The sequence below is a fragment of the Kitasatospora purpeofusca genome (assembly GCF_034043715.1).
GTDB lineage: Bacteria > Actinomycetota > Actinomycetes > Streptomycetales > Streptomycetaceae > Kitasatospora > Kitasatospora purpeofusca_A.
The window spans coordinates 19,050-41,435 of record NZ_JAXCLC010000001.1; the positions used below are offsets into that span (position 1 = coordinate 19,050).

Annotated in this window: 20 protein-coding genes; 10 read left to right on the forward strand and 10 right to left on the reverse strand. The window is 72.5% G+C overall.

The window, feature by feature from the left end:
• Nucleotides 1-26: 26 nt before the first annotated feature.
• Entirely contained in the window at nt 27-545 is a 519-nt protein-coding gene (locus SM793_RS00110; RefSeq protein ID WP_320435863.1) for a GNAT family N-acetyltransferase, read from the reverse strand.
• Between the two features lie 45 nt (nt 546-590).
• On the opposite strand from SM793_RS00110, the gene thpR reads away from it, so the two are divergent.
• Nucleotides 591-1,181, forward strand: a complete 591-nt coding sequence (thpR, locus tag SM793_RS00115) for an RNA 2',3'-cyclic phosphodiesterase (RefSeq protein ID WP_320435864.1) — start codon at nt 591-593, stop codon at nt 1,179-1,181.
• A 29-nt stretch (nt 1,182-1,210) separates the two neighbouring features.
• Here thpR and SM793_RS00120 read toward each other — a convergent pair whose 3' ends face one another.
• Nucleotides 1,211-1,807, reverse strand: coding sequence for a TetR/AcrR family transcriptional regulator (locus SM793_RS00120; RefSeq protein WP_320435865.1), 597 nt, complete (start codon nt 1,805-1,807; stop codon nt 1,211-1,213).
• 111 nt (nt 1,808-1,918) lie between these two features.
• Between SM793_RS00120 and SM793_RS00125 the strand changes: the two genes are divergently transcribed.
• On the forward strand, nt 1,919-2,683 hold the full coding sequence (locus SM793_RS00125; protein ID WP_320435866.1) for a glucose 1-dehydrogenase: 765 nt from the start codon (nt 1,919-1,921) through the stop codon (nt 2,681-2,683).
• Nucleotides 2,684-2,880: 197 nt separating this feature from the next.
• Here SM793_RS00125 and serC read toward each other — a convergent pair whose 3' ends face one another.
• Together serC and SM793_RS00135 are read right to left on the reverse strand one after the other, a co-directional pair.
• Entirely contained in the window at nt 2,881-3,999 is a 1,119-nt protein-coding gene (gene serC / locus SM793_RS00130) for a phosphoserine transaminase (RefSeq protein WP_320435867.1), read from the reverse strand.
• Nucleotides 4,000-4,196: 197 nt separating this feature from the next.
• The gene (locus SM793_RS00135) at nt 4,197-5,297 is read right to left on the reverse strand and encodes a citrate synthase 2 (RefSeq protein ID WP_320435868.1); all 1,101 of its coding nucleotides are present in this window, start codon (nt 5,295-5,297) and stop codon (nt 4,197-4,199) included.
• Between the two features lie 416 nt (nt 5,298-5,713).
• On the opposite strand from SM793_RS00135, the gene pdxH reads away from it, so the two are divergent.
• The 5 genes from pdxH (at nt 5,714) to SM793_RS00160 (ending at nt 14,975) form a co-directional block, all read left to right on the forward strand.
• Nucleotides 5,714-6,346 (forward strand): pyridoxamine 5'-phosphate oxidase, encoded by a 633-nt coding sequence (pdxH, locus tag SM793_RS00140; RefSeq protein ID WP_320436064.1) that lies wholly within the window; start codon nt 5,714-5,716, stop codon nt 6,344-6,346.
• 302 nt (nt 6,347-6,648) lie between these two features.
• Entirely contained in the window at nt 6,649-8,286 is a 1,638-nt protein-coding gene (locus tag SM793_RS00145; RefSeq protein WP_320435869.1) for a TIR-like protein FxsC, read from the forward strand.
• A complete protein-coding gene (fxsT, locus tag SM793_RS00150) occupies nt 8,283-12,410 on the forward strand; it encodes an FxSxx-COOH system tetratricopeptide repeat protein (RefSeq protein WP_320435870.1) in 4,128 nt (1,375 codons plus the stop codon). Before SM793_RS00145 ends, fxsT begins: the two co-directional genes overlap by 4 nt.
• A gap of 55 nt (nt 12,411-12,465) precedes the next feature.
• On the forward strand, nt 12,466-12,636 hold the full coding sequence (locus SM793_RS00155) for a hypothetical protein (protein ID WP_320435871.1): 171 nt from the start codon (nt 12,466-12,468) through the stop codon (nt 12,634-12,636).
• A gap of 41 nt (nt 12,637-12,677) precedes the next feature.
• A complete protein-coding gene (locus SM793_RS00160; protein ID WP_320435872.1) occupies nt 12,678-14,975 on the forward strand; it encodes an FxsB family cyclophane-forming radical SAM/SPASM peptide maturase in 2,298 nt (765 codons plus the stop codon).
• 95 nt (nt 14,976-15,070) lie between these two features.
• Here SM793_RS00160 and SM793_RS00165 read toward each other — a convergent pair whose 3' ends face one another.
• The 3 genes from SM793_RS00165 to SM793_RS00175 form a co-directional block, all read right to left on the reverse strand.
• Entirely contained in the window at nt 15,071-15,916 is an 846-nt protein-coding gene (locus SM793_RS00165) for a GNAT family N-acetyltransferase (RefSeq protein WP_320435873.1), read from the reverse strand.
• An 84-nt stretch (nt 15,917-16,000) separates the two neighbouring features.
• Complete coding sequence (locus tag SM793_RS00170; RefSeq protein ID WP_320435874.1) at nt 16,001-16,198, reverse strand: hypothetical protein; 198 nt, start codon at nt 16,196-16,198, stop codon at nt 16,001-16,003.
• 5 nt (nt 16,199-16,203) lie between these two features.
• The gene (locus SM793_RS00175; protein WP_320435875.1) at nt 16,204-17,319 is read right to left on the reverse strand and encodes a radical SAM protein; all 1,116 of its coding nucleotides are present in this window, start codon (nt 17,317-17,319) and stop codon (nt 16,204-16,206) included.
• A 112-nt stretch (nt 17,320-17,431) separates the two neighbouring features.
• Between SM793_RS00175 and SM793_RS00180 the strand changes: the two genes are divergently transcribed.
• Entirely contained in the window at nt 17,432-18,649 is a 1,218-nt protein-coding gene (locus tag SM793_RS00180; RefSeq protein WP_320435876.1) for a helix-turn-helix domain-containing protein, read from the forward strand.
• 63 nt (nt 18,650-18,712) lie between these two features.
• On the opposite strand, the gene SM793_RS00185 is transcribed toward SM793_RS00180, so the two are convergent.
• Nucleotides 18,713-18,910: a DUF397 domain-containing protein gene (locus SM793_RS00185; RefSeq protein ID WP_320435877.1), complete on the reverse strand. Its 198-nt coding sequence runs from the start codon at nt 18,908-18,910 to the stop codon at nt 18,713-18,715.
• 12 nt (nt 18,911-18,922) lie between these two features.
• A complete protein-coding gene (locus tag SM793_RS00190) occupies nt 18,923-19,828 on the reverse strand; it encodes a helix-turn-helix transcriptional regulator (RefSeq protein WP_320435878.1) in 906 nt (301 codons plus the stop codon).
• 191 nt (nt 19,829-20,019) lie between these two features.
• Between SM793_RS00190 and SM793_RS00195 the strand changes: the two genes are divergently transcribed.
• Together SM793_RS00195 and SM793_RS00200 are read left to right on the forward strand one after the other, a co-directional pair.
• Nucleotides 20,020-20,397 (forward strand): ATP-binding protein, encoded by a 378-nt coding sequence (locus SM793_RS00195; RefSeq protein WP_320435879.1) that lies wholly within the window; start codon nt 20,020-20,022, stop codon nt 20,395-20,397.
• A 196-nt stretch (nt 20,398-20,593) separates the two neighbouring features.
• Nucleotides 20,594-21,556 carry a D-glycerate dehydrogenase gene (locus tag SM793_RS00200; RefSeq protein WP_320435880.1) on the forward strand — a complete coding sequence of 321 codons (963 nt, stop codon included), beginning with the start codon at nt 20,594-20,596 and terminating at the stop codon, nt 21,554-21,556.
• An 86-nt stretch (nt 21,557-21,642) separates the two neighbouring features.
• On the opposite strand, the gene SM793_RS00205 is transcribed toward SM793_RS00200, so the two are convergent.
• Nucleotides 21,643-22,335, reverse strand: a complete 693-nt coding sequence (locus SM793_RS00205; RefSeq protein ID WP_320435881.1) for a TetR/AcrR family transcriptional regulator — start codon at nt 22,333-22,335, stop codon at nt 21,643-21,645.
• Nucleotides 22,336-22,386: the final 51 nt, after the last annotated feature.

Genomic DNA, 22,386 nt, shown 5'->3' on the forward strand with positions numbered 1-22,386 from the left:
AGCCGGCCGGATCGGGTCCGGATCGGTCAGAGCCGGATCGCCAGGATCTGCCCCTGCCAGAGCCCGGCCGGCTGCTCGACCTCGAAGGACTCGGTCTCGGTGAAGCCGAGCGCCCGGTACTGGCCGACCAGCTTGCGGTCGCCGCCGGCGAAGCAGTCCACCCGCAGCAGGCCGATGCCGCGTCGGCGCGCCTCGTCGCGGGCGTCGGCGATCAGCGCGGCGCCGATGCCGGAGCCCTTGCGGGTCCGGTCGGTCACCAGGTTGCGGATGTACAGCTCGGGTCCGTCCACCGGGGTGGCGTACTCGGGCCGCTCCTCGGACAGCACGCAGGAGCCGACGGTGCGGCCCTCGTCGTCGACCGCGAGCCGGATCAGGAACGGCTCACGGCCGTACCTGCCGATGTGCTCGACCCGGGCCGGGGTGCCGCTGAAGGAGTGGTCGCCCCACTGGCGGGTGCGGCCCTGGGCGGTGAGCCACGCCACGGCGCCGTCGAGCAGGGACAGGATGTCGGGGATGTCCTCGGGGCCCCCGTTGCGGATCTTCATGAAAACCGTTCTAGTCCAAACCGTCGCCCGGTGGAAGATGTCCCCATGAGGCTCTTCGTGGCGGTACTGCCTCCGGCGGAGGCGTTGCAGGACCTGGTCGACGCGGTGGCCCCGGTGCGCGGGCTGCCCGGGGCGGACCGGCTGCGCTGGACGGCGGTCGAGGGCTGGCACCTGACCCTGGCGTTCCTCGGCGAGGTGCCGGCCGAGCGGGTGCCGGAGCTGTCGGCCGGGCTGGCGGCGGTGGCGGCGGTGCATCCGGCCCACCCGTTGCGGCTGGCCGGGGCCGGCCGGTTCGGCGACAAGGTGCTCTGGGCCGGGGTGGAGGGCCGGTTGTGGGCACTGCGCGGGCTGGCCGAGGCGGTGGCCGGGGCCACCGCGGAGGTGGCCGGCGAGGCGGACGCGTTCAGCTTCCACCCCCATCTGACGCTGGCCAGGGCCGGGTCCTCACGGGGGCGGCGGCGCGCGGCGCAGCGGGCGGCCGCGGCGGAGCTGGACGGGCTGGCGAGGGCCCTGGAGGGGTACCGCGGGCCGGAGTGGGAGGCCGCCGAGCTGCATCTGATGCGGAGCGAGCAGGGTGTCGGCTCCGCCCACTACGGCTCCGTGGCCTCCTGGCCGTTGGCCCGCTGGGAGGGCTGAGCGGGACGGGCCGGTAAGAGACGGCCAGGTCAGGGCCAGATTCGCATGGCGTCCGCCGCGACCCGCTCCAGTTCGGCGCGGGTCGCGCCGTCGCGGGCGCGCTGCGACATGCCCTGGACCACGGCGGCGGTGAACTGCGCCAGGGCCGCCGGGTCCGTCCCGGCGGGCTCGTGACCGGCCGCGACGTCGGCGCGGATCAGTGACTCCAGGGCGCGGACGTTGGCGTTGCGCAGCTCCCGGACGGTCCCGGTCACCTCGGGCGAGGTGCAGTTGACGGTCGAGCTGATCAGCAGACAGCCCCACGGATGGTCGGGGTCGGTCGCCATGGCGGCGGCCTCGCGCAGCATCCGGGCCACGCCGGCCCGGGCGGTGGGCTCCTCGGCGAGCGCGCGGGTCGCATAGGCGCCGTGGCTCTCCCGGTAGCGGTCGACCGCCTCGCCGAAGAGGGCGCTCTTGTCGCCGAAGGCCGCGTAGAGGCTCGGCGGGCTGATGCCCATCGCGGTGGTGAGGTCGGCGACCGAGGTCGCCTCGTAGCCGCGTTCCCAGAACAGCCGCAGGGCCTGCTCCAGGGCGGCCTCACGGTCGAAGGAGCGCGGGCGGCCGCGCTTCGCGGTGGTGGTGGCCATGCGCCGATTCTATATCGCCCACTACAGAAACCGTGCTACGGTCCTTTCATTAGCGATCACTACAGAAATGGGTGCCGCCGGACCGGCGGTACCCGGAAGAAGGGGGCGGTCATGTCGAGGTTGACCGGGCGGACGGCGCTGGTGACGGGCGGCAGCCGGGGGATCGGGCGGGGGATCGCCGAGCGGCTGGCACACGAGGGAGCGCTGGTCGCGGTGCACGGGCGGGACCCGGAGGCGGCCGGACGGACCGCCAAGGAGATCGAGCGGGACGGCGGCCGGGCCTTTGCGGTCGCCGCCGAACTCGGCGTGCCCGGGGACGCCGAGGCGCTCTGGGCCGCCTTCGACGCCGGGCTGGCCGGGTACGACGGCGGCCACGGGCTGGACATCCTGGTGAACAACGCCGGGATCGGGCAGCCAGGGCGGATCCACGAGGTGGACGAGGCCGCCTACGACCGGGTCTTCGCCGTCAACACGCGGGCGCCGTTCTTCGTCGTCCGGCACGGCCTGGACCGGCTGCGCGACGGCGGGCGGATCGTCAACGTCTCCTCGGGTGTCACCCGGGTGGCGTTCCCGGAGGCCGTCGCCTACGCGATGACCAAGGGGGCGCTGAACACCCTGACGCTGACCCTCGCCCAGGAGCTGGGGCCGCGCGGGATCACCGTCAACGCGGTGCTGCCGGGCATCGTGGCCACCGACATCAATCCCTGGCTGGCGGACCCGTCGGCGCGGGCCCGGGCGTCCTCGTACTCGGTCTTCGACCGGGTCGCCGAGCCGGCCGACGTGGCGGACGTGGTGGCCTTCCTGGCCTCGGACGACGCCCGCTGGGTCACCGGCCAGAACCTGGACGCCAGCGGCGGATCCAACCTCGGCGTCTGAGCCCGGGCGGGCCGGGGGTACGCTCGTTGACCGTGGATCCCAAGACTCGCATGCGAATCGTGACCGGCGCGCTCGTCCTGCTGCTGGTGATCGTGCTGGCCAGCTCGTTGGTCAACCGGTAGCCGCCGGGGCCGGCGAAGACGGAAAGGGCCACCGCCCGGAGGCGGTGGCCCTTCACTCGTGGGCGTGCGGTCGGGTCAGAGCCGCTCGACCACGTAGTCGATGCAGACCGTGAGCGCCTCGACGTCGGCCGGCTCGATCGCCGGGAACATCGCGACCCGCAGCTGGTTGCGGCCGAGCTTGCGGTACGGCTCGGTGTCGACGATGCCGTTGGCGCGCAGCGCCTTGGCGACGGCGGCGGCGTCCACCGAGCCGTCGAGGTCGATCGTGCCGACGACCTGGGAGCGCTCGGCCGGGTTCGCCACGAACGGGTTGGCGAACGAGGACTTCTCGGCCCAGCCGTACAGCCGGGACGCGGAATCAGCCGTACGGGCGACGGCCCAGTCGAGCCCGCCGTTGCCGTTCATCCACTCCAGCTGGTCGGCCAGCAGGAAGAGGGTGGCGATGGACGGGGTGTTGTAGGTCTGGTCCTTCGACGAGTTGTCGATGGCCGTCGGCAGGTCGAAGAACGGCGGGATGTACCGGCCGGAGCCGGCGATCTCGGCGGCGCGCTCCAGGGCGGCCGGGGAGAACGACGCCAGCCACAGGCCGCCCTCGGAGGCGAAGGACTTCTGCGGGGCGAAGTAGTAGACGTCGGTCTCGGTGATGTCCACCGGCAGGCCGCCGGCGCCCGAGGTGGCGTCGACCAGCACCAGCGAGCCCTGGTCGGCGCCGGCCGGGCGGGCGATCGGCATCGCGACGCCGGTGGAAGTCTCGTTGTGGGTGAGGCCGTAGACGTCCACCCCGGCCTCGGCGACCGGGAGCGGGTGGGTGCCGGGGGCGGTCTTGATCACGCTCGGCTCGGCCAGCCAGGGCGCGGCCTTCACGGAGGAGGCGAACTTGGAGGAGAACTCGCCGAAGTCGAGGTGCTGGGACTTCTCGCGCACCAGGCCGAAGGCCGCGATGTCCCAGAAGGCGGTGGACCCGCCGTTGCCGAGTACCACCTGGTATCCCTCGGGCAGGGAGAACAGGCTGCTCACGCCCTCGCGCACACGCTTGACCAGGTTCTTCACCGGGGCCTGGCGGTGGGAGGTGCCGAGCAGGGAGGTCTCGGTGGCGGCGAGGGCACTCAGGGCCTCGGGGCGCACCTTGGAGGGGCCACAGCCGAAACGGCCGTCGGCGGGCTTGATGTCAGCGGGGATCTGGATCTGAGCCACGCGCCGCAGCCTACCGGCCGGGGCACCCGCGGTTCGACGCCCGTCCGCCCGCTGAGATGTCCCCGACCCGCCCGCGAGCTGCGGAAACAGCGGGTCCGGTCGGTATCCGGACCCGCTGTCGGGCGAGCTACGACGGGCGAGCTGCGACGGGTGAGCCGCGTCGGGTGAGCCGCGTCGGGTGAGCCGCGAGGTGGGTGTCAGTCGGCGATGGCCTCGAAGCCCTCGATGTCGCGGGGGCTGCGCGGGCCGGGGCCGATGTAGCGCGCGGCGGGGCGCACGAGGCGGCCGGTGCGCTTCTGCTCCAGGATGTGCGCCGACCAGCCGGCCGTCCGGGCGCAGGTGAACATCGAGGTGAACATGTGCGCCGGGACCTCGGCGAAGTCCAGCATGATGGCGGCCCAGAACTCGACGTTGGTGGCCAGCACGCGGTCGGGGCGGCGGTTGTGCAGCTCCTCCAGCGCGGCCTTCTCCAGCGCCTCGGCGACCTCGAAGCGCGGCGCGCCGAGCTCCTTGGCCGTGCGGCGCAGCACGCGGGCGCGCGGGTCCTCGGCGCGGTAGACGCGGTGGCCGAAGCCCATCAGGCGCTCGCCCTTGTCCAGGGCGTTCTTGACCCAGGCGGTCGCGTCGCCGGTGCGCTCGATCTCCTCGATCATGCCGAGCACGCGGGACGGCGCGCCGCCGTGCAGCGGGCCGGACATCGCGCCGACGGCGCCGGAGAGGGCGGCCGCGACATCGGCGCCGGTGGAGGCGATGACCCGGGCGGTGAACGTGGAGGCGTTCATGCCGTGCTCGGCGGCGGAGGTCCAGTAGGCGTCGATGGCCTTGACGTGCTTGGGGTCCGGCTCGCCGCGCCAGCGGATCATGAACCGCTCGACCACGGTCTCGGCCTTGTCGATCTCGCTCTGCGGGACCATCGGCAGGCCCTGGCCGCGGGCGGACTGGGCGACGTACGAGAGCGCCATGACGGCGGCGCGGGCGAGGTCGTCGCGGGCCTGCTCGGCGTCGATGTCGAGGAGCGGCTTGAGGCCCCAGACCGGGGCGAGCATGGCGAGGGCGGACTGCACGTCGACCCGGATGTCGCCGGAGTGCACGGGGATCGGGAACGGCTCGGCGGCCGGCAGGCCGGGGTTGAACTTGCCGTCGACCAGCAGGCCCCAGACATGACCGAAGGAGACATTGCCAACCAGGTCGTCGATGTCGACGCCTCGGTACCGCAGGGCGCCGCCTTCGCGGTCGGGTTCGGCGATCTCACTCTCGAAAGCGACGACGCCTTCGAGCCCGGGTACGAAGTCGGACATGCACGGCTCCTTCAGTTCTGCGATCGGCGGACCTCCGTGGTGGGGAGGCACACCAGTGACCGAATGGTGGTTGGCACTCGGTGCCAGGGTGACAGGCACGGGGTGCATTGCGCCATACACCACCATGGTGATGTTTCCCTAGGGCCCGCTTGACTTTTCGCCCGAGGGCCGGTCGTGCCCGGGAAATCTCCGGAACCAAGGGTGCGGTTCGGGACAAATCACCGTACGACGGGCAGCCAAGCGGTGGCGAGTCACCTTATCTCCCACCGGGGTTTGTCCGGAGGTAGCGGTGCCGGTTGCTTGTCGTACGGGATGATGTTGGCGTGCAGACCCCGGACCGCGCCCAGTCGACGCCCCTGCCCCCCGCCACCCGGATCCTGGCCGACGAGGCCCGACCCGGGCCGGACCTCGCCGTGATGCGCAAGCACTACACGCACGAGGGCCTGGTCGAGGAGGACCTCGCCGCCGAGCCGATGGGCCAGTTCACCCGGTGGTTCCACGACGCGGACGAGGCCGGGGTGGCGGAGCCCAACGCGATGGTGCTCTCCACCGCCGACGCCGAGGGACGGCCCAGCTCGCGGACGGTGCTGCTCAAGGGGTTCGACGCCCGCGGCTTTGTCTTCTTCACCAACTACGGCTCCCGCAAGGGCACCGAACTCGCCGCCAACCCGTACGGGGCACTGCTCTTCCCGTGGGTCGCGCTGGCCCGCCAGGTGATCGTCCAGGGCCGGGTGGAGAAGGTCGGCCGGGACGAGACCGCCGCCTACTTCCGCACCCGCCCGCACGGCTCCCAACTCGGCGCCTGGGCCAGCGAGCAGTCCAGCCCGGTCGCCTCCCGAGAGGTGCTGGAGCAGCGCTACGCGGAGCTGGAGCGGCGCTACCCGGAGGGCGAGGGGGTGCCGGTGCCGCCGTTCTGGGGCGGGTACCGGGTGGTGCCGGAGAGCGTGGAGTTCTGGCAGGGGCGGGAGAACCGGCTGCACGACCGGCTGCGCTACCTCGTCGACCCGGCTGCCCCGGCGGGCTGGCGGGTGGAGCGGCTCTGCCCGTGAGTCCGGCCGGTCTCTGCCCGTGCACGGGATCGGGGCCTGCCCGTGCGCCGGGTCGGACCGTGCCCGCGGGGGCGGGTCGGGTCCTGGCCGTGCACCGGGTCGGCCGTGCCCGCGGTGGCGGGTCCGGGCGTGCCCGTGCGCGCGCCGGTCCGGGCGGTGCCCGTACGTCCCCGACCAGGCCCGTAACCCCACGGGGTCGCACTTGTGACGACACCACGACACCTTCCTCCGCGCACCGGCTGACCTTGCGTCAGCCCGCCAGTAAGGTGGGGACGTTCACCGGCTCGGTGGGGGGTAGTTGGGTGCGGCCGTACTTCTTCTTCAGCTACGCGCGGCGGGACCACCTGGCCGGAGGTGCCTTCGTCGACCAGTTCTTCACCGACCTGCGGGACGAACTGGCGCGGATCGAGCCGGAGGCCGGTCCGGGCGAACTGGCCTACCGGGACACCGAACGGCTGCGGATCGGCGACGACTGGGAGCGGCAGCTCTCCCGGATGCTCGGCGCCAGCCGCACCATGGTCGCCCTCTACTCGCCCGCCTACTTCGCCAGCCCCTACTGCGGCAAGGAGTGGACCGCCTTCGACTACCGGACGCGGAGCCACGAGGAGCAGACCGGGGAGAGCGTCCCGGCCCTCATCCCCGTCCTGTGGGAGCCGCCGCCGGAGGAGCTGCCCGCCGAGGTCCTGCGGATCCAGTACATGCAGCACGACTTCGGCGCCGAGTACGCCACCGGCGGGCTGCGCCACCTGCTGCGGACCGACCCGCAGGGCATGGCGTACCGCAAGGTGGTGCGGGTGATCGCCGAGCGGATCCGGGAGGCCGCCTCCTGGCGGGTCGCCGAGCTGCGGGACCTCGACCTCGGGCAGGTGGAGGGCTGCTTCCCGGTGGAGGAGGTCGCCCCGGTCGCCACCCGCAGCAGCCTGGTCCGGCTCTTCGTCGCCGCCGGGCGGGCCGGCGACCCGCCCGCCGTGGTGTGGGCGGTCGGGACGGGCGGCGCGGTCAACGGCGAGTGGTTCCCGGCGCAGCGCTCCGAGGCGGACGGCGTACGGGCGGACGGTGCTCGGACGGACGGTGTTTGGGCGGACGGCGTTCGGACGGACGGCGCGAGCGGCCGGGGCGCGGCGGGCGGGGGTCTCGCGAACGGCGGTCCGGCCGGCCCGGACGGGCCCTACCAAGGCGGCTGGTACGGGGCGCACCCGCGCGACTGGGCGCCCTACCACCCGCCCCGGCTGCCCTCGTTGGCGGTCCAGGCCCAGCAGGTGATCACCCGGGCCGGGCACAGCACCAGCCTGGAGACCGTCGGCCCGGACCTCGCCGACGCGCTCGACCGGGCCCGGGAGAACAACGAGGTCAGCGTCCTGCTGGTGGACCCCTGGGCGGCCGGCGCCGAGCCCTTCCGGCAGGCGCTGCGCGACTTCGACCGGCAGAACCACCCGGTCACCGCCGTCCTGCTGCCCGACAGCACCGACGACCCGCCGGCCGGTCCGGCGCGCGCCCGGCTCTGGGAGGGGGTGCGCGAGGTGTTCGCGCGCACCTGGTTGCACCGGTCCGGGCCCGAGCCGCTCTTTCGCATCCACATCCGGCGGGAACGATTCGAGCGTGAGCTGCTCTCGACCGTGACCGTCGCCCAGAACCGCCTGCTCGACCAGCTGGACGACGACCCGGTCGCCGCCCGGGCCCAGTTCGGGCTCGGTCCGGACCCGCGACCGATGCCCGGCCTCACCATCCCGGCCTGGCCGCCCGTTCCGCCGGCGCCGCCCGTTTCGCCGGGCCCGCCCGTCCCGCGCCCGGGGAACGCCCCCGGGACGGGGGCCGGTACCGGAGCGGGGGCCGGAGCGGGCACCGGCGCCGGGGCCGGACCGGGGCCGAGGGGTGCCCTGCGCGAGGAGACCGTGCCCCTGACCAACCGGGCGCCCAGTGAAGGAGAAGCGGACCGATGAGCCTTGAGCACGCCGCCCTCGCGGACCACGGGTCCGCGGCCCTCGCGACCCCCGGCACCGGCACGGTCGTGACCTTCTACTCCTTCAAGGGCGGCACCGGCCGCACCATGGCGCTCGCCAACCTGGGCTGGATCCTGGCCAGCCAGGGACTGCGCGTGCTGGTGGTGGACTGGGACCTGGAGGCCCCGGGCCTGCACCGCTACTACCACCCGCTGCTGGTCGACCCCGAACTCCACGGCACCGACGGGCTGATCGACATGCTCCGGGCCTACGTCGACGAGGCGCTGCCCGGTCCGGACCGCCGCGGCCCGGGCCCGGACCCCCGGGAGTGGCTGTCCGTGCCCGGCCGGCTGGAGCAGTACCTGTGCGGCCTGGCCCTCGACCTCCCGGACGGCGGCAAGCTCGACCTCATGCCCGCCGGCCGGCAGAACGCCGCCTACTCGGCCGCCGTCACCAGCTTCAACTGGCGCAGCTTCTACACCCGCGCCGACATCCGCGGCGCGGAGTTCCTGTACGCGCTGCGCGAGCAGTGGACCCGCAGCTACGACTACGTGCTGATCGACAGCAGGACCGGGGTCAGCGACACCTCGGGCATCTGCACCGTGCTGATGCCCGACACGGTCGTCGACTGCTTCACGCTCGGCGCCCAGAGCATTCGCGGCGGCGTCGACGCGGCCCGTGCCATCGTCGACGCCGACGAGCGCGAGATCCGCGTGCTGCCCGTCCCGATGCGGGTCGAGGACGCCGAACGCGCCGGACTGGCGGCCGGGCGCGACCTCGCCCACGACGCCTTCGACCCCTACCTGGAGCGCTGGCTGAGCCCCGAGCGGAGAGCCGACTACTGGCGCGACGTCGAGGTGCCGTACAAGCCGTTCTACGCCTACGAGGAGGTGCCGGCCACCATCGTCGACCGGCCGCAGCAGGGCCGAAGCCTGCTCGCCGCCTTCGAACGGCTGGCCGCCTGGCTCACCGACGGCCGGGTCAGCGCCCTGCGCCCGCTGCCCGACCTGGCCCGCCGCCGTCTGTACGCCGCCTATCTGCGCACCGGCCGCACCCGCTCCCGCCAGGTGCACGTAAGCTACGCCCCCAAGGACCGGGTGTGGGCGGAGTGGATCTCCGAGACCCTGCGCGGCTTCGGCTACCTGGTCAGCCTGCACAGCGCCGCCGTCCCGCTCGAACCCGGGCCGGCCCACGGCGCCGCGCTGCCCGAGGCCGCCGGACCGCTGGACGGCGACGGCCGGCTGCTCGCCCTGCTCACTCCCGAGTACACCGCCCTGCCGCGCGCCCGCGAGATCTGGCGCAGACTCACCGGCCAGGGTCCGGTGGGCGACTCCGGCGGCCTGCTCGCCGTTCGGCTCGGCGGGGCGGAGGGCATGGAGCCGCCGCAGTTCGCCGGACACCGGGCGCTGGACCTCGCGCTCGGCTCCGCGGAGCAGGCCGAGGCCCAGCTGTTCGAGCTGATCGGCCCGGCGCCCGGCGCCGGGCGCTGGATGGAGACCGGCGGGGTTGGAGGTACTGGCGGGACCGGCGAGACCGCCGTGCCGCACCCGGCCCGGTTCCCGGACGGCCGGCCCTCGCTCCAGGAACTGCCGCCCCGGCTACCCACCTTCACCGGCCGGATGCGCCTGCTGGAGGCCGTCCGCGACGGCTTCACGGCCGACAGCGCCGCCGCGCCCGTCCAGGTGCTCTACGGCATCGGCGGGGTCGGCAAGTCCCAGGCCGCGATCGAGTACGCGCACCGCTTCGCGGCCGGCTACGACGTGCTGTGGTGGGTCCCGGCCCAGCAGCCGGCGGTGATCCCGCAGAAGCTCGCCGAACTCGCCCCCGGCCTCGGCCTGGAGACCGACGGCGACGTCACCCGGACGGCCCGCGCCGTCCTCGACGCGCTCGCCAGCGGCCGGCCGTACCACCGCTGGCTGCTGCTCTTCGACAACGCCGAGGATCCCGAGCTGCTGGACCCCTGGCTGCCCGCCGCCGGACCGGGCGGCCACGTCCTGGTCACCTCCCGCGACCGGCGCTGGGCCCGCCGCCCGGGCCGCACCGAGGTCGAGGTGTTCGACCGGGCGGAGAGCGTCGAACTCGTCCGGCACTTCAACACCGGGGTCGAGCGGGCCGACGCCGAGCGGATCGCCGAACTCCTCGGCGACCTGCCGCTCGCCGTGGGCCAGGCCGCCGCCTGGCTCCAGGAGACGCCGATGCCGGCCGCCACGTACGCGGACCTGCTCGACGAGACGCTCACCGACATCCTGGACCGCTCCGTGCGGGGGGCGCCGGTGGCGGTGGCGGCGGAGGAGGAGACCGGCGGGCAGGACGTCACCGCGGAGGGCGCCACCGTCACCGCCACCGCCGCCACTTGGCGGATCGCCGGTTCCGACCTGCGCCGGATCAACGCCCCGGCCGCCCGGCTGCTGGAGGTCTGCGGCTTCCTCGGCCCGGAGGCCATTCCGATCTCGCTGCTGTACAGCCCGCCGGTGATCGAGGCGATCGGGCTCGCCCCGGACACCTCCGACCAGCGGCTCGCGGTCGGCGAGATCCTGCGGACCGTCAACCAGTTCAATCTCGCCCGCTACGACCACACGGCCGGAACGCTGGTCGTGCACCGGATCGTCCAGGCCCTGCTGCGCGAGCAGGTCGGCGAGGCCGACCGGGTCCGGGTCCGCGGCGCGGCGCACCGCGCGCTGGCACTCGCCGACCCCGGCGACCCGGACGCGCCGCACAACTGGTTGCGCTACGCCGAACTGCTGCCCCACCTGTGGCCGTCGGGGGCGGTCGACTCCACCGACCCGGCGATCCGGCAGTGGATCGTCAACTCGGTCCGCTACCTGTGGCAGCGCAGCCTGCACGACGCCGGTCGGGAGCTGGCCGAACGGGTGCTGGCACGGTGGCGCGAGGCGGGGCCGCAAGGCGTCGAGGCCGATGTCAAGGTCCAGCTGCTGCGGGTCCAGCTCGGCAACATCCAGCGCACCCAGGGGCTGGTCCGGGAGGCGTACGAGACGGACCGGGACGCGTTCGAGCGGCTGACGGACCTGCGGGGGCGGGAGCACCGGGACACCTTCCCGGCCGCCACCAGCCTGGGCGGGGACCTCCGGCACCTGGGCCGCTACCGGGAGGCGCGCGAACTGGACGAAGGGACCATGGCCGCCGCGCGGCGGGTGCTCGGAGCGGACCATCCGCGCACCCTGATGGCGGAGAACAACCTGGCCGTCTCCATCATGCTGACGGGGGACTTCGCCGAGGCACTGGCCATCCACGAGGGGCTCTACCTGCGGAAGCTGGAGGTCTTCGGCAAGCGCAGCCCGTACACGATCCTCGGCGGCGTGGTCTACGGGCACGTGCTGGGTGAGGTGGGGCGGCTGGACGAGGCCCTGGACCGCCTGGACAAGGCCGTGCGGCGGAGCCGCCAGGTGCTCGGCGAGGAGCACGACGAGACCATGCGCGCCCGTAGGTACCGAAGTGTCGTCCTGCGCCGGCTGGGCCGTTTACCGACCGCGCTGGCCGATGCCGAGGACGTCTACCAGCGGCTGGTGGAACGGTACGGCCCGGACCACCCGGGCGCCGCCTCCGCCGCGGCGAGCCTGGCCTCGGTGCTGGGAGTGCTCGGGGACACCGGACGGGCCGTCGAGCTCGCCGAGGAGGCGTACCTCTACCACCGCGACCATCTCGGGGCAGGGCACCCCGCGGAGCGTGTGGCGGCGGGCAACCTCGCCGTGGCGCTCCGCCGGGCCGGGCAGATCGCGGAGGCCGAGGCGCTCTCCGGCAAGGTGCTGGACGACCTGTGGGTGGCGCTCGGGGAGCGCCACCCGTACGTCGGGGTGGCCCGGCTCAACCGGGCCAACGACCTGGCCCGCACCGGCAGGTACGCCGAGGCGTTGTCCCAGGCCGAGGCGGCCGCGACGCTGCTCACCGAGCGGTTCGGCCCGGATCATCCGGACGCCCTGGCGGCCTCCGCCAACGTCGTCCTGGCGCTGACCGCCGTCGGTGAGACGGCGCGGGCGGCCGAACTGCGGGTGCGGACGCTCTTCCGCGCGAGGGCGTTGCCGTACCTGGTCGGAGGCCATCCGCTTGCCGAGGCGATCCGGGTGGGCGAGTGGCTGGAGGTGGAGACCGAGATGCCGCTGGTGTGACGGGTGGTGGTCGCTTCGCCCTTCCGGCCATGGGAAGCGAACAGGGAGCGGATCAATGGAATCGCAGATCGTGAAGGAACCGGCGGACGGGCAGGGCCGGGTTGCCGAGCGGCCCGCTCTGGCCGAGTTGGCGAGGCTCGACCCGGGTGAACTGGCCCGACAGCTGGAGTTGGCCCTACCAGGGGCGGGCGCCCGATCGGTGGCCTCGTTCAATTCGGCTGTCTGACGAAGTGATTAGTAGGCGTCGGATGCTGGAAATGTCCGGTCATGAGCCCTCATCCGCCGCCGATCACGCAGTTCGTCCTGAAGGTCCACAGCCGGTGCGACCTCGCCTGCGACCACTGCTACGTGTACGAGCACGCCGACACCGGCTGGCGGTCCAGACCGCGTGTCGCCGGGGAGGCCGTGCTGGCACGGGTCGCGGAGCGGATCGGGGAGCACGCGGCCGCGCACGGGCTGACCGCCGTCCGGGTCGTCCTGCACGGGGGTGAGCCGCTGCTGGCCGGGCCGGAGGTGTTCCGGCGGGCGGCCGGGCTGCTGCGGGCGGCGCTGCCCGAGGTGTGCGAGCTGGACCTGCGGGTGCACACCAACGGCGTCCGGCTGGACGAGGCGTACTGCGAGCTGTTCGACGAGTTGGGCGTCCGGGTCGGCATCTCGCTGGACGGGGACCGGGCCGCCAACGACCGGCACCGCCGGTTCGCGGACGGCAGGTCGAGCCATCCGCAGGTGCTGCGGGCCGTCGGGCTGCTGCGCGAACCGAGGTTCCGGCACCTGTACGCGGGGCTGCTCTGCACCGTCGACGTGGCGAACGACCCGGTGGCCGTGTACCGGGCGCTCGCCGAACTGGAGCCCCCGGCCGTCGACTTCCTGCTCCCGCACGCCACCTGGGAACGGCCGCCGGAACGCCCGCCCGGTGCTGGCGCGACGCCGTACGCCGACTGGCTGCTGACCGTGCACGAGCGGTGGGAGGCGGACGGCCGCCCGTTCGCCGTCCGGACCTTCGACTCGGTGCACCGGACGCTGTCGGGGCTGCCGGGCCTGGGCGAGGCGCTCGGGCTGGAGCCGGTGGACCTGGTGGTGCTGGAGACGGACGGGACGTACGAGCAGGCGGACAGCCTGAAAACCGCGTACGACGGCGCGCCCGGGACCGGGATGGACGTCTTCCGGCACAGCCTCGACGAGGTGGCCGGGCACCCGGGCATGGCGGCGAGGCAGTCGGGCCTGGACGGGCTGAGCGCGGAGTGCCGGGCCTGTCCGGTGGTGCGGTCCTGCGGGGGCGGGCTGTACGCGCACCGGTACCGGGAGGGGACGTTCGACCACCCCTCGGTGTACTGCGCCGACCTGAGGGCGCTGATCGACGGCCTGGCCGCTCGCGCGGGGACCGTCCGGCGTCCGGCCGCGCCGACGGTCGATCTTGCCGGGCCGGACCTTACGGACGAGCAACTGGAGGAACTGGCGATCGGATTGGGTGGGCCGGAGACCGTCCGTGCGCTGGCCAGGTCCCAACTTGCGCTCACCCGCACGATGCTGGCCGCCGTGCACGGATCCTCCGGGTTGGCGCGTTCGGAGGCGTGGGAGCTGCTGGCGGAGCTGGACGCCACCGAACCGGCCGCCGTGGACGCGGTGTTCGCCCACCCGTACGTCCGGGCGTGGGCCGCGCATCGGCTGAGCGGCGATCCGGGGGCGGGCCTGGGCACGCTGGCCGAACTGGCGGCGGCTGCGGCGGTGCGGGCGGGGCGGGGGGACAGCGTGGCGGTGCCGGTCCGGGACGGGGTGCTGCACCTGCCGACGCTGGGGCGGTTGGTGCTGGGCGGGGGCGTGCGGGAGGCGCGGGTCACCGGCGGGCGGGCCGGCTGGACGGCGCGCATGGATGACGGTGCGGTCGCCGGTTCGGGTGACCCGCGCTGGCAAGCGCTCCGGAGGGCCGGGAGGGGGATCGCGCTGGAAGACGTGGACCCGCAGCGGGGGGTGCACCGGTGGCCGGTGGAGGAGCGGTTGGCCGAGGCCGAGTTCCGGCGCTGGGCCGGGGAGCTTGAGGAGGCGGCGGACCTGCTCGACGCGGACGTGCCCGAGTACGCGGCCGGCCTGTGGGCCGGATTGAGCACGGTCACGCCGTTGCGGCGGAGATCGGACGGGCGCGACGTAAGCTCCGCCGCCCGCCAGGCTTTCGGCGCGGTCGCGATCGCGCGCCCGGGCAGTGCGGAGACGCTGGCGTTGCTGTTGGTGCACGAGTTCCAGCACGTGAAGCTGGGGGCGGTGTTGGACCGGGAGGAGCTGTACGACCGGGAGGATACGAGGCTGTTCGAGGCGTTCGGCCTGACGCCGAGACCGATCGGTTCGCTGTTCCAGGCGGTGTACGCGCATCTCGCGGTGACGGCATTCTGGGGCACCCGCGCCGGGAGGGGGACGGAGTCGGCCCGGTCACGCTTCGCGCATTGGCGCGCGCTGACGGACGAAGCCGTGGATCTGCTGGCCGACAGTGGAGCGTTGACCCCGTTGGGGAAGCGATTTGCTGACGGGGCAAGGGCATCGGTGGATGCCTGGTTGCGGACCGCCGGGGGGTGACACGAGGCCCGGGGCTGCTCCCGCGCCGACGCGGGAGCAGCCCGAGGAGTGGTGCTCCTGCAGCGGACGTGCAGCGCCGGATGGGATCAGTCAGTTCATACCGTCATCACACAGACGAAGCCGAGGTCGGTCAGCCCCTCGGCCTGACACAGCCGGTCGGAGGCGCCGCCGGCGGTGGTCTGCAGCAGCTGGTAGTCAGCGCCATTGGTGCTGCCCCAGTGCATGGCAGCGCGCCACAGCCGTCGGCCGAGGCCGAGTCCTCGGTACTCGGGCAGCACGCCGAAGTACTGCGGCAGCAGCCGGGCCTTGCCGATCGGGTCGGGCATGGTCTCCAACGGGCCGATGGCGCCGACCACTCGGTTGTCGCGGACGGCGGTCATGACGGGGCCGACGCTCTCGATGCGGGAATGGAGGAAGGCGAAGCCTTCGTCGGCCAGCTTGTCGGCGAAGGCACCGAAGGTGGTACGCACGGGCTCGGGAAGAGCGTCCAGGTGCTCGATCCCTTCGACGGCCGGTGCAGGGCCGTCGAAGGTACGGAGCTGGACGCGGGTGGATGCGGCCACGGGGTCGGGGTCGCTCTGGAACCAGACCACGCGGGCTGTGGTGGCGCGGTGGGCAATGGCGAGCCTGGCGGCTGCCTCCACGGCTTCGGGTCGGTGCTCGGGGGCGCCGTAGAGGTGGACTCGCAGCCCTCCTCGGCCTGTGAGAGTGGGGATCAGGGTGCGAACCCGGTCCTGGTGCATGTCGTCGACCAGGAGGTGTTCGTCCTTGCGCTCGGACCAGCGGCGGTCCTTGTCGTGGGTCAGGAACTCGCCGCTCCCGGAGACCGAGACGATGGCGTCGAGCAGGCCGGCGCTGATGGCGTCGGGGTGCAGAGGACCGAGTGTCGGTAGGTACGGCACGGACATCACGGGGTGCAGCAGGTCCCAGGACAGCTCCATGCCCGCACCCTACTCGCCCGGCAGACAGGGCTCAGGCCCCGGCGCGGAGAGCGCCGGGGCCTGAGCGGAAGGGACCGGGTCCGGTCAGTGGGGGTTGTCGTCGCCCGCGTTGCACGAGCACTTCACGCTGTCCATCACGTCATCCAGGTCGGTGACCGGGACGATCTCGGTGACGGGCACGCCGCCGGCCAGGACCGGCCGGGTCAGGTAGGGCAGGCGCGGGGCCGGGCCGTCGTCCGGAAAGGGGCGGCGGGGGCTGAGTTCGACAGCGACAGCGGTCATTTGCTTCACCCTGCTTTCTTGATTCCGTGCTGGCAGTAGGAACCGAGTGGTGCCTTCGCCTCCTGGTAGTGCTTGGCCAGCGGTCGGCACACGGTGCACGTGCCGGACAGCTGGCAGCCTGTGCAGCCACCGGTGCGAAGCATGAGGCGGTCGGCGATGGCGCCGAGCCGGGCGAGGCCGTCGATCCCTTCGGAGGGGAGGCTGATCTGGTCGTCACGGCCGATCTTGCAGATGGACACCAGCCCGTGCGGGTCGGTGTGGAAGAAGGTGTGGCCCGCGTTGCAGCCGCCGAAGGGCTTGCGTAGTCGCAGGTGCTCCTTGGACTGGGCGGTCAGCGACTCCGCGCCGCCGTAGATCGTGGGCGTCATGTTGGTGAAGACGTTGTACTCCAACCCCCAGCCCTGGCACAGGTCGATCATGGACTGCTCCTCGGCGGCGTTGTCCTCGGTGACGATGACGCTCATCCGCAGCGGCAGCCGGGCGCGGCGGGCGGCGTTCATGCCCTGCACGAACACGTCCCAAGCTCCCTGGCGCTGGGTCAGCTCGTCGTAGCTGGCCTTGGTGGCGCCGTACATCGACACCGTGACCCGGTAGGGCGGGCACTCGCGGAAGAGGTCCAGCAGGTTCTGGCGCCACAGCAGTGAGGCGTTGGTGGAGACGGTGATCATCATGCCGAGGCTGTACGCGGCTCGGTAGGAGGCGATGAAGTCCTTGTCCACGGTGGGTTCACCGCCGGTGATCTGCAGCCACAGCACTCCGGCCTCCGCCATGATCTGCAGGCACTGGAGCTTGTCCGCGAGTGGCATACCGGAGTTGACCTTGAGCCCGAGGTAGCAGTGCTTGCACTTGTAGTTGCAGCCCAGGTTGATCTCCCAGCTGGCCCGCGAGTATCCCCACGCGGAGGGCCGACGGACCAGGAGGTAACCGCCGAGCGGTCCGGTGGGGTCCAGGTCGGGCCACTGTCCGCGGACGGCGTCCACGAGCCAGGCCGGGCCGGAACCGGCGCCGTCGTGGGCGCGTAGTTCCTCGTAGCGATGGGCCGGGAGCATGAAGCCACCTCGGGCGCCGGGCCGTACGAGCAGGTGGTCCTCCAGGAACGGGCTGGCGATCAGGCTGTGCATCGATGATCCCCTTTTCCACGGGCGAAGGATTTGCGGCGGTGGAACCACCTTGGCTGGTGGTGTGTCGCCGAACCAGCTTCGCGTCCTATAGGTCGGCCCTATATTTCGAAGGGTGGCCGAGGAGTTGGATGTGTGGACCCACCCGGATCTGCGAGCCGCGGTGGTGGCCGGGGACTGGTCGGCGGTCCTCAAGAGGTGGCGGGCGCTGACCCGCAGCAGTCAGAGCAAGCTCGGCGCTCTGGTCGGGCTCGCCCAGCCGGATGTGTCGGCGATCGAGAACCGGCGCCGGGAGGTGACATCGATCGAGGTGCGCCAGCGGATCGTCACCGGGTTGGGCGTCCCGGCGGAGCTGCTGACCGGACGGGTCGAGGAGTTGCCACTTCCCTCGCTGGTGTTGCCCGGGGTCGTGAGCGACCCCGAGTCGGACCGGCTGGTCAGGGTACGCGGCGGGATGCGGCTGGACGCCACGTCGCTGGACGCGGTGGAACGGTTGCTCGCCGAACACCGGCGGGCCGAGGACACCCTCGGGGCACGAGTCATGAACGGCGTGGTCACCGCGCAGTTCACTCAGGTGGCCACGTTCTACGACCAGGCGCGCGGACCGCTGGCCGACCGCCTGGTGAAGATTCTCGCCGAGTACGCGCAGTTCCTGGCGTGGCTGGCGCAGGACCAGGACAACGCCCCGGTGGCGCTCGGCTGGTTCGACCGCTCCTACGACTGGGCGCTGGAGTCCGGCTACGGTGACATGGCGGCGACCACCATGAGCATGAAGGCCCACCTGGCCTGGTCACAGGGCAACGGCCGTCGCTGCACCCGGCTCGGGGAGGCCGCGGCGGCCACACAGGGTGCGAGTGCGGCAACCAGGGCCATGGCGCTGCAGATGGCCGGCCGCGGACACGCCTTGGACGGTGACGCCGAGAACGCCTACCGGCGTTTGGACGAGGCCCAGCGGATCATCACCGGCATCACCGACGCCCCGCCCTGGCTGTACTTCTACGGCGAATCCTGGTTCGCCGCCCAGCGTGGCATGGCCGAGCTGCACCTGCGGCGGTGGTCCGGCGCGGCGGACAGTCTTCGGGAAGGGCTCGACGGGTTCGGCCCTGGGTACCGTCGCGACCGAGCGTGGTACGGGGCGTGTCTGGCGCACGCCTACGCGGGAGCCGGTGAAGCCGAGCAGGCCCTGGCCTGCGCGCTCGGTGTACTCACCGACGCCAGTGAGGTCGGCCGACCGCATTCCTGGGGCGAACTGCACACCGTGGCCTCCGTCCTGCTTCGGCAAGGCGCCCGCGAGGGGCGAGCCCTGGTCGATGCGCTGGCGGTGCTGGACTGAAAGCTTGGCGGCGTGTTCGGGGCTGCTCCCGCGCGGGCGCGGGAGCAGCCCCGGGGGCCACGCTCAGTGGGTGAAATGGTCGAACTCGCCGGCCTTGGCACCTTGGAGCCAGGCGGCGAGCTTGGCCTTGGTGGTGCTGATGATGGCGGCGGGGTCGTCGGACTCGCGAATGTGGATGAGTTCACCGTCGGACGCGATCTCGACGCAGTTGGCTTGATTGCCGCTGAAGGATGACTTCTGCCAGTTGAGTATCTGGGGCATGGGGCGCCTTCTTTAGTAGAGCTTGTACAGGATGTGCTGGATGAGCCCCCATGAGTCACGCCGTGCGGGCAGCCGACCGCTCTCGTCGACTTCCAGTGGCGGCAGGGCCAGGCCTGCGAGTTCCGCGAAGTTTTCTCGATACTTGGCCACTGCCTCGGGCTCTCCCCAATATACCGAGCCAGCCGGATGTTCCATCAGGACCGTGTCGAGCAGCGGATGGGCTGCGCCGACGATGATGAAGGTGGCTTCGGTCATCGTGTACTGGGTGCAGTCCGACGGAAGAATCTGGATGGTGATGTGCGGAAGTCTGCTCATCTCGATCAAGTGATGCAGCTGCTTTCGCATGACGGCGGCGCCGCCGTAGCGGGTGTGAAGAGCAGCCTCGTGGATCACGGCGTGAAGAGTGGGCGGGTTCTCGCCGTGAAGCACCTTCTGTCGTTCCATACGGAATCGGAGGCGGCTCTCGGTCTCGCTGGCCGTTTTCAGGATGACTCTCGCGTATGGCTCGATTTGCAGTAGCCCAGGGATCAACAGGGTCTCGTACGTGTCGAGTGCGGCGGCCGTGGCCTCGAATTCGGCGAGGTCAAGGGCGCTTGGGTGGGCGTGTGCCTTGAATCCGGTCCACCAGCCTCGTCCAGTGGCCCGACCCATCGAGATGAGGGCGGCGCGGTAGCCAGGGTCGTCACAGCCACATGCGTCCATCCATCGCTCGAGCCGTTCGGTGTTCAGGCTCAGCCGACCGGCTTCGGTATGGCTGACCGCCGGTCCCTTGATACCGACTGCTGCCCCGGCTTCCGGGGCGGACAGGCCTGTGGCCAGGCGCATCCTGCGCAGCTCCTCGCCGAATCGCCGCTGCCGCTCGCTGATCTCTACTCGCAGCCCCACGCTCGATGCTCCCCTCTGGGCAGCGCTGCCCATCCAGCAGAAGTTTAGAGACCTTGGCGAAGCATGTTGCAGATTTGAGTATTGCTGCCCTACTCTCAGTATCGCAACGCTCACCGATGGGTTATCAGTAGTACCTGGCCCCAGGGTAGTTGGTATCGGCTGCCCTGTTGGCTGGAGGTGACCGGCCCACGGCGTGCACCTTCACACCCGCAGGGAGTTTCCCCGTGTGTAACCCCAACCTCAACTCCCCCTCCCTCACTCTCGCCCGGCAGTCGTTGCGCGACACGATGTTGCGCGCCGGGTGGGACGACTCGCGCATCTTCGACGCCGAACTCGCGCTCGCCGAACTGATCGTCAACGCCTGGCGGCACGGCCGTACCGCCGCGCCCGTCGTCCTGATCGCCATCCTCGACCGAACGCTCCGGGTCTCGGTCGGCGACGAGAGCCACACCCTCCCCGAACAGCGACGATCGCCCGCACTCGGCGGACTCGCCGAGTGCGGGCGGGGGCTCCAGCTCGTCGAGGGGCTCACCCAGCGCTGGGGTGCGGACCCCCAGAAGAGAGGCAAGCTCGTCTGGTTCGAGCTGGACTCCGCCGCGTGACCGTCGTCGTCGCTCTCCTCCTCCTGGCCTCGGCGCTGGTCGGGGCGATCGGCGAGGTGATGACGCGATCGCTCCGGGACCGGGTCGACCGGGCGGGCAGCACGGTCGACCGGTAGGTGCCATCTATGGCACTAGAGCCCTCGCCCCGGCCGGGCGAGGGCCACCGCGTAGACCCCACCGCGTAAACTCCGGCCCTGTGAACGAGCAGCCTCCGGTCCTGGTCACCCGCCGTCTCGCGCCCGGTGTGGTCGAGCGCCTCTCCGCGCAGCTCCCGGCGAGCCTGCACGACTCCGAACTTCCGATGGGCCGCGAGGAGTTGCTCGCCGCCGTGCGTGGCCGACAGGCCCTGATCACCACCCTCGACGAGCGGGTGGACGCCGAACTCCTCGACGCGGCCGGTCCCGACCTCAAGGTCGTCGCCAACCACGCCGTGGGCTACCACAACGTCGACGTGGCGGCCTGTGCCGAGCGCGGCATCACCGTCACCAACACCCCCGGCGTGCTGACCGCCGCCACCGCCGACATGGCGTGGGCGCTGCTGCTGGCCGCCACCCGCCGGCTCGGCGAGGGCGAGCGGCTGCTGCGCTCCGGCGAGCCGTGGGCCTGGGCGCCGACCTTCATGCTCGGCCTGGAGCTGACCGGCACCCAGCTGGGCGTGCTCGGCATGGGCCGGATCGGGCAGGCGGTGGCCCGCCGGGCCAAGGGCTTCGACATGTCCGTCCGCTACCACAACCGCAACCCGCTGCCTCCCGAGCAGGCCGACGGCGCCGAGTGGCTGCCACTGGAGCAACTGCTCTCCACCTCCACCGTCCTGGTGGTCACCTGTCCGCTGAGCGAGGCCACCCGGCACCTGCTGGACGCCCGTCGCCTCGCCCTGCTGCCGCCCGGCGCGGTGGTGGTCGCGATGACCGCCGGGGTCGTCGACGAGGAGGCGCTCGCCGCAGCCCTGGAGTCCGGCGCGCTGTTCGCCGCCGCCGTCGACAACTTCGAGCGCGAGCCGGCCGTCCCGTCCGCCCTCCTCGCCCAGGACCGCGCCGTCCTCGCCCCGCACCTGGGCAGCGCCACCGTCCGCACCCGCCAGGCGATGGGCAACCTCGCCGTCGACAACGTCCTCGCCGTCCTCGCCGGGAAGGACCCGCTCACCCCGGTGGCGCGGTAGCGGCAGCCGGTAGCAGGGTCGCCTCGGCTCGTGAGCCGAGGCGCCGCCTCATGCGCCCGCGCCCCGCCTCGTGCGCCCGCGCCCCCTCATGAGCCCGCGCGCCGGGCGATCAGCGCCCCCAGGCCGTCCAGGATGCGCTCGATCCCGAACGTCAGGGCCTGGTCCCGCCCTTCGGTCGGCGCGGTCATCGCGGTCAGGGTGGCCGGGTAGTCGTCGCCGTGCTCCCGCAGCACTCCGGCGAGGGCCGCGACGAGCTGGGCCTCGGCCTCCGTCCCGCTCGCCCGCGACTGCTGGGCGATGCCGCGGACGTGGCTGGTCAGCAGGACGACGGCGTCGAGCCGCTCGCCGCCGGTGAGGCCCTTGCCGTCCATCGCGGCCAGGGCCCGTTCCACCCAGGACAGCTCCCGCGGACCCATCAGGCGCGCGCCCACGGTCGTCTCCAGGAGCCAGGGGTGTTGCGCGAAGGCCCGGAACAGGGCCGTGGACCAGTCGGTGAGGTCCGTGCGCCAGTCGCCGGACGCGAGGTCCGGCGGGTCCTCGACCGCCCGGTCCGTCATCAGGGCGATCAGCTCCGCCTTGCCCGGCACGTACCGGTAGAGCGACATCTTCGTCTTGCCGAGCAGTTCCGCGACGCGCTGCATGGACAGGGCGGCGAGGCCCTCCGCGTCCGCGACCTCGATGCCGGCCCGGGCGATGCCGTCCAGGCTCAGCGCGGGCTTGGGGCCCCGCCTGGGCTGGGCCTGCGGGCCCCAGAGCAGCCGTGCCAGTTCGTCCGCCATCGATTCTCCCGTCCGCCGTCGGGCTTGCCACATCCCGAAACTGTGTCTACC

Coding starts and splice junctions, on each gene's coding strand:
- SM793_RS00170 (WP_320435874.1), bottom strand. CDS start 16,198: ATGACCGCTGTCGCTGTCGAACTCAGCCCCCGCCGCCCCTTTCCGGAC.
- SM793_RS00155 (WP_320435871.1), top strand. CDS start 12,466: ATGGAATCGCAGATCGTGAAGGAACCGGCGGACGGGCAGGGCCGGGTT.
- SM793_RS00165 (WP_320435873.1), bottom strand. CDS start 15,916: ATGGAGCTGTCCTGGGACCTGCTGCACCCCGTGATGTCCGTGCCGTAC.
- SM793_RS00125 (WP_320435866.1), top strand. CDS start 1,919: ATGTCGAGGTTGACCGGGCGGACGGCGCTGGTGACGGGCGGCAGCCGG.
- fxsT (WP_320435870.1), top strand. CDS start 8,283: ATGAGCCTTGAGCACGCCGCCCTCGCGGACCACGGGTCCGCGGCCCTC.
- SM793_RS00190 (WP_320435878.1), bottom strand. CDS start 19,828: ATGGGCAGCGCTGCCCAGAGGGGAGCATCGAGCGTGGGGCTGCGAGTA.
- SM793_RS00120 (WP_320435865.1), bottom strand. CDS start 1,807: ATGGCCACCACCACCGCGAAGCGCGGCCGCCCGCGCTCCTTCGACCGT.
- SM793_RS00160 (WP_320435872.1), top strand. CDS start 12,678: ATGAGCCCTCATCCGCCGCCGATCACGCAGTTCGTCCTGAAGGTCCAC.
- SM793_RS00135 (WP_320435868.1), bottom strand. CDS start 5,297: ATGTCCGACTTCGTACCCGGGCTCGAAGGCGTCGTCGCTTTCGAGAGT.
- SM793_RS00185 (WP_320435877.1), bottom strand. CDS start 18,910: ATGCCCCAGATACTCAACTGGCAGAAGTCATCCTTCAGCGGCAATCAA.
- SM793_RS00175 (WP_320435875.1), bottom strand. CDS start 17,319: ATGCACAGCCTGATCGCCAGCCCGTTCCTGGAGGACCACCTGCTCGTA.
- thpR (WP_320435864.1), top strand. CDS start 591: ATGAGGCTCTTCGTGGCGGTACTGCCTCCGGCGGAGGCGTTGCAGGAC.
- SM793_RS00205 (WP_320435881.1), bottom strand. CDS start 22,335: ATGGCGGACGAACTGGCACGGCTGCTCTGGGGCCCGCAGGCCCAGCCC.
- SM793_RS00110 (WP_320435863.1), bottom strand. CDS start 545: ATGAAGATCCGCAACGGGGGCCCCGAGGACATCCCCGACATCCTGTCC.
- pdxH (WP_320436064.1), top strand. CDS start 5,714: ATGCGCAAGCACTACACGCACGAGGGCCTGGTCGAGGAGGACCTCGCC.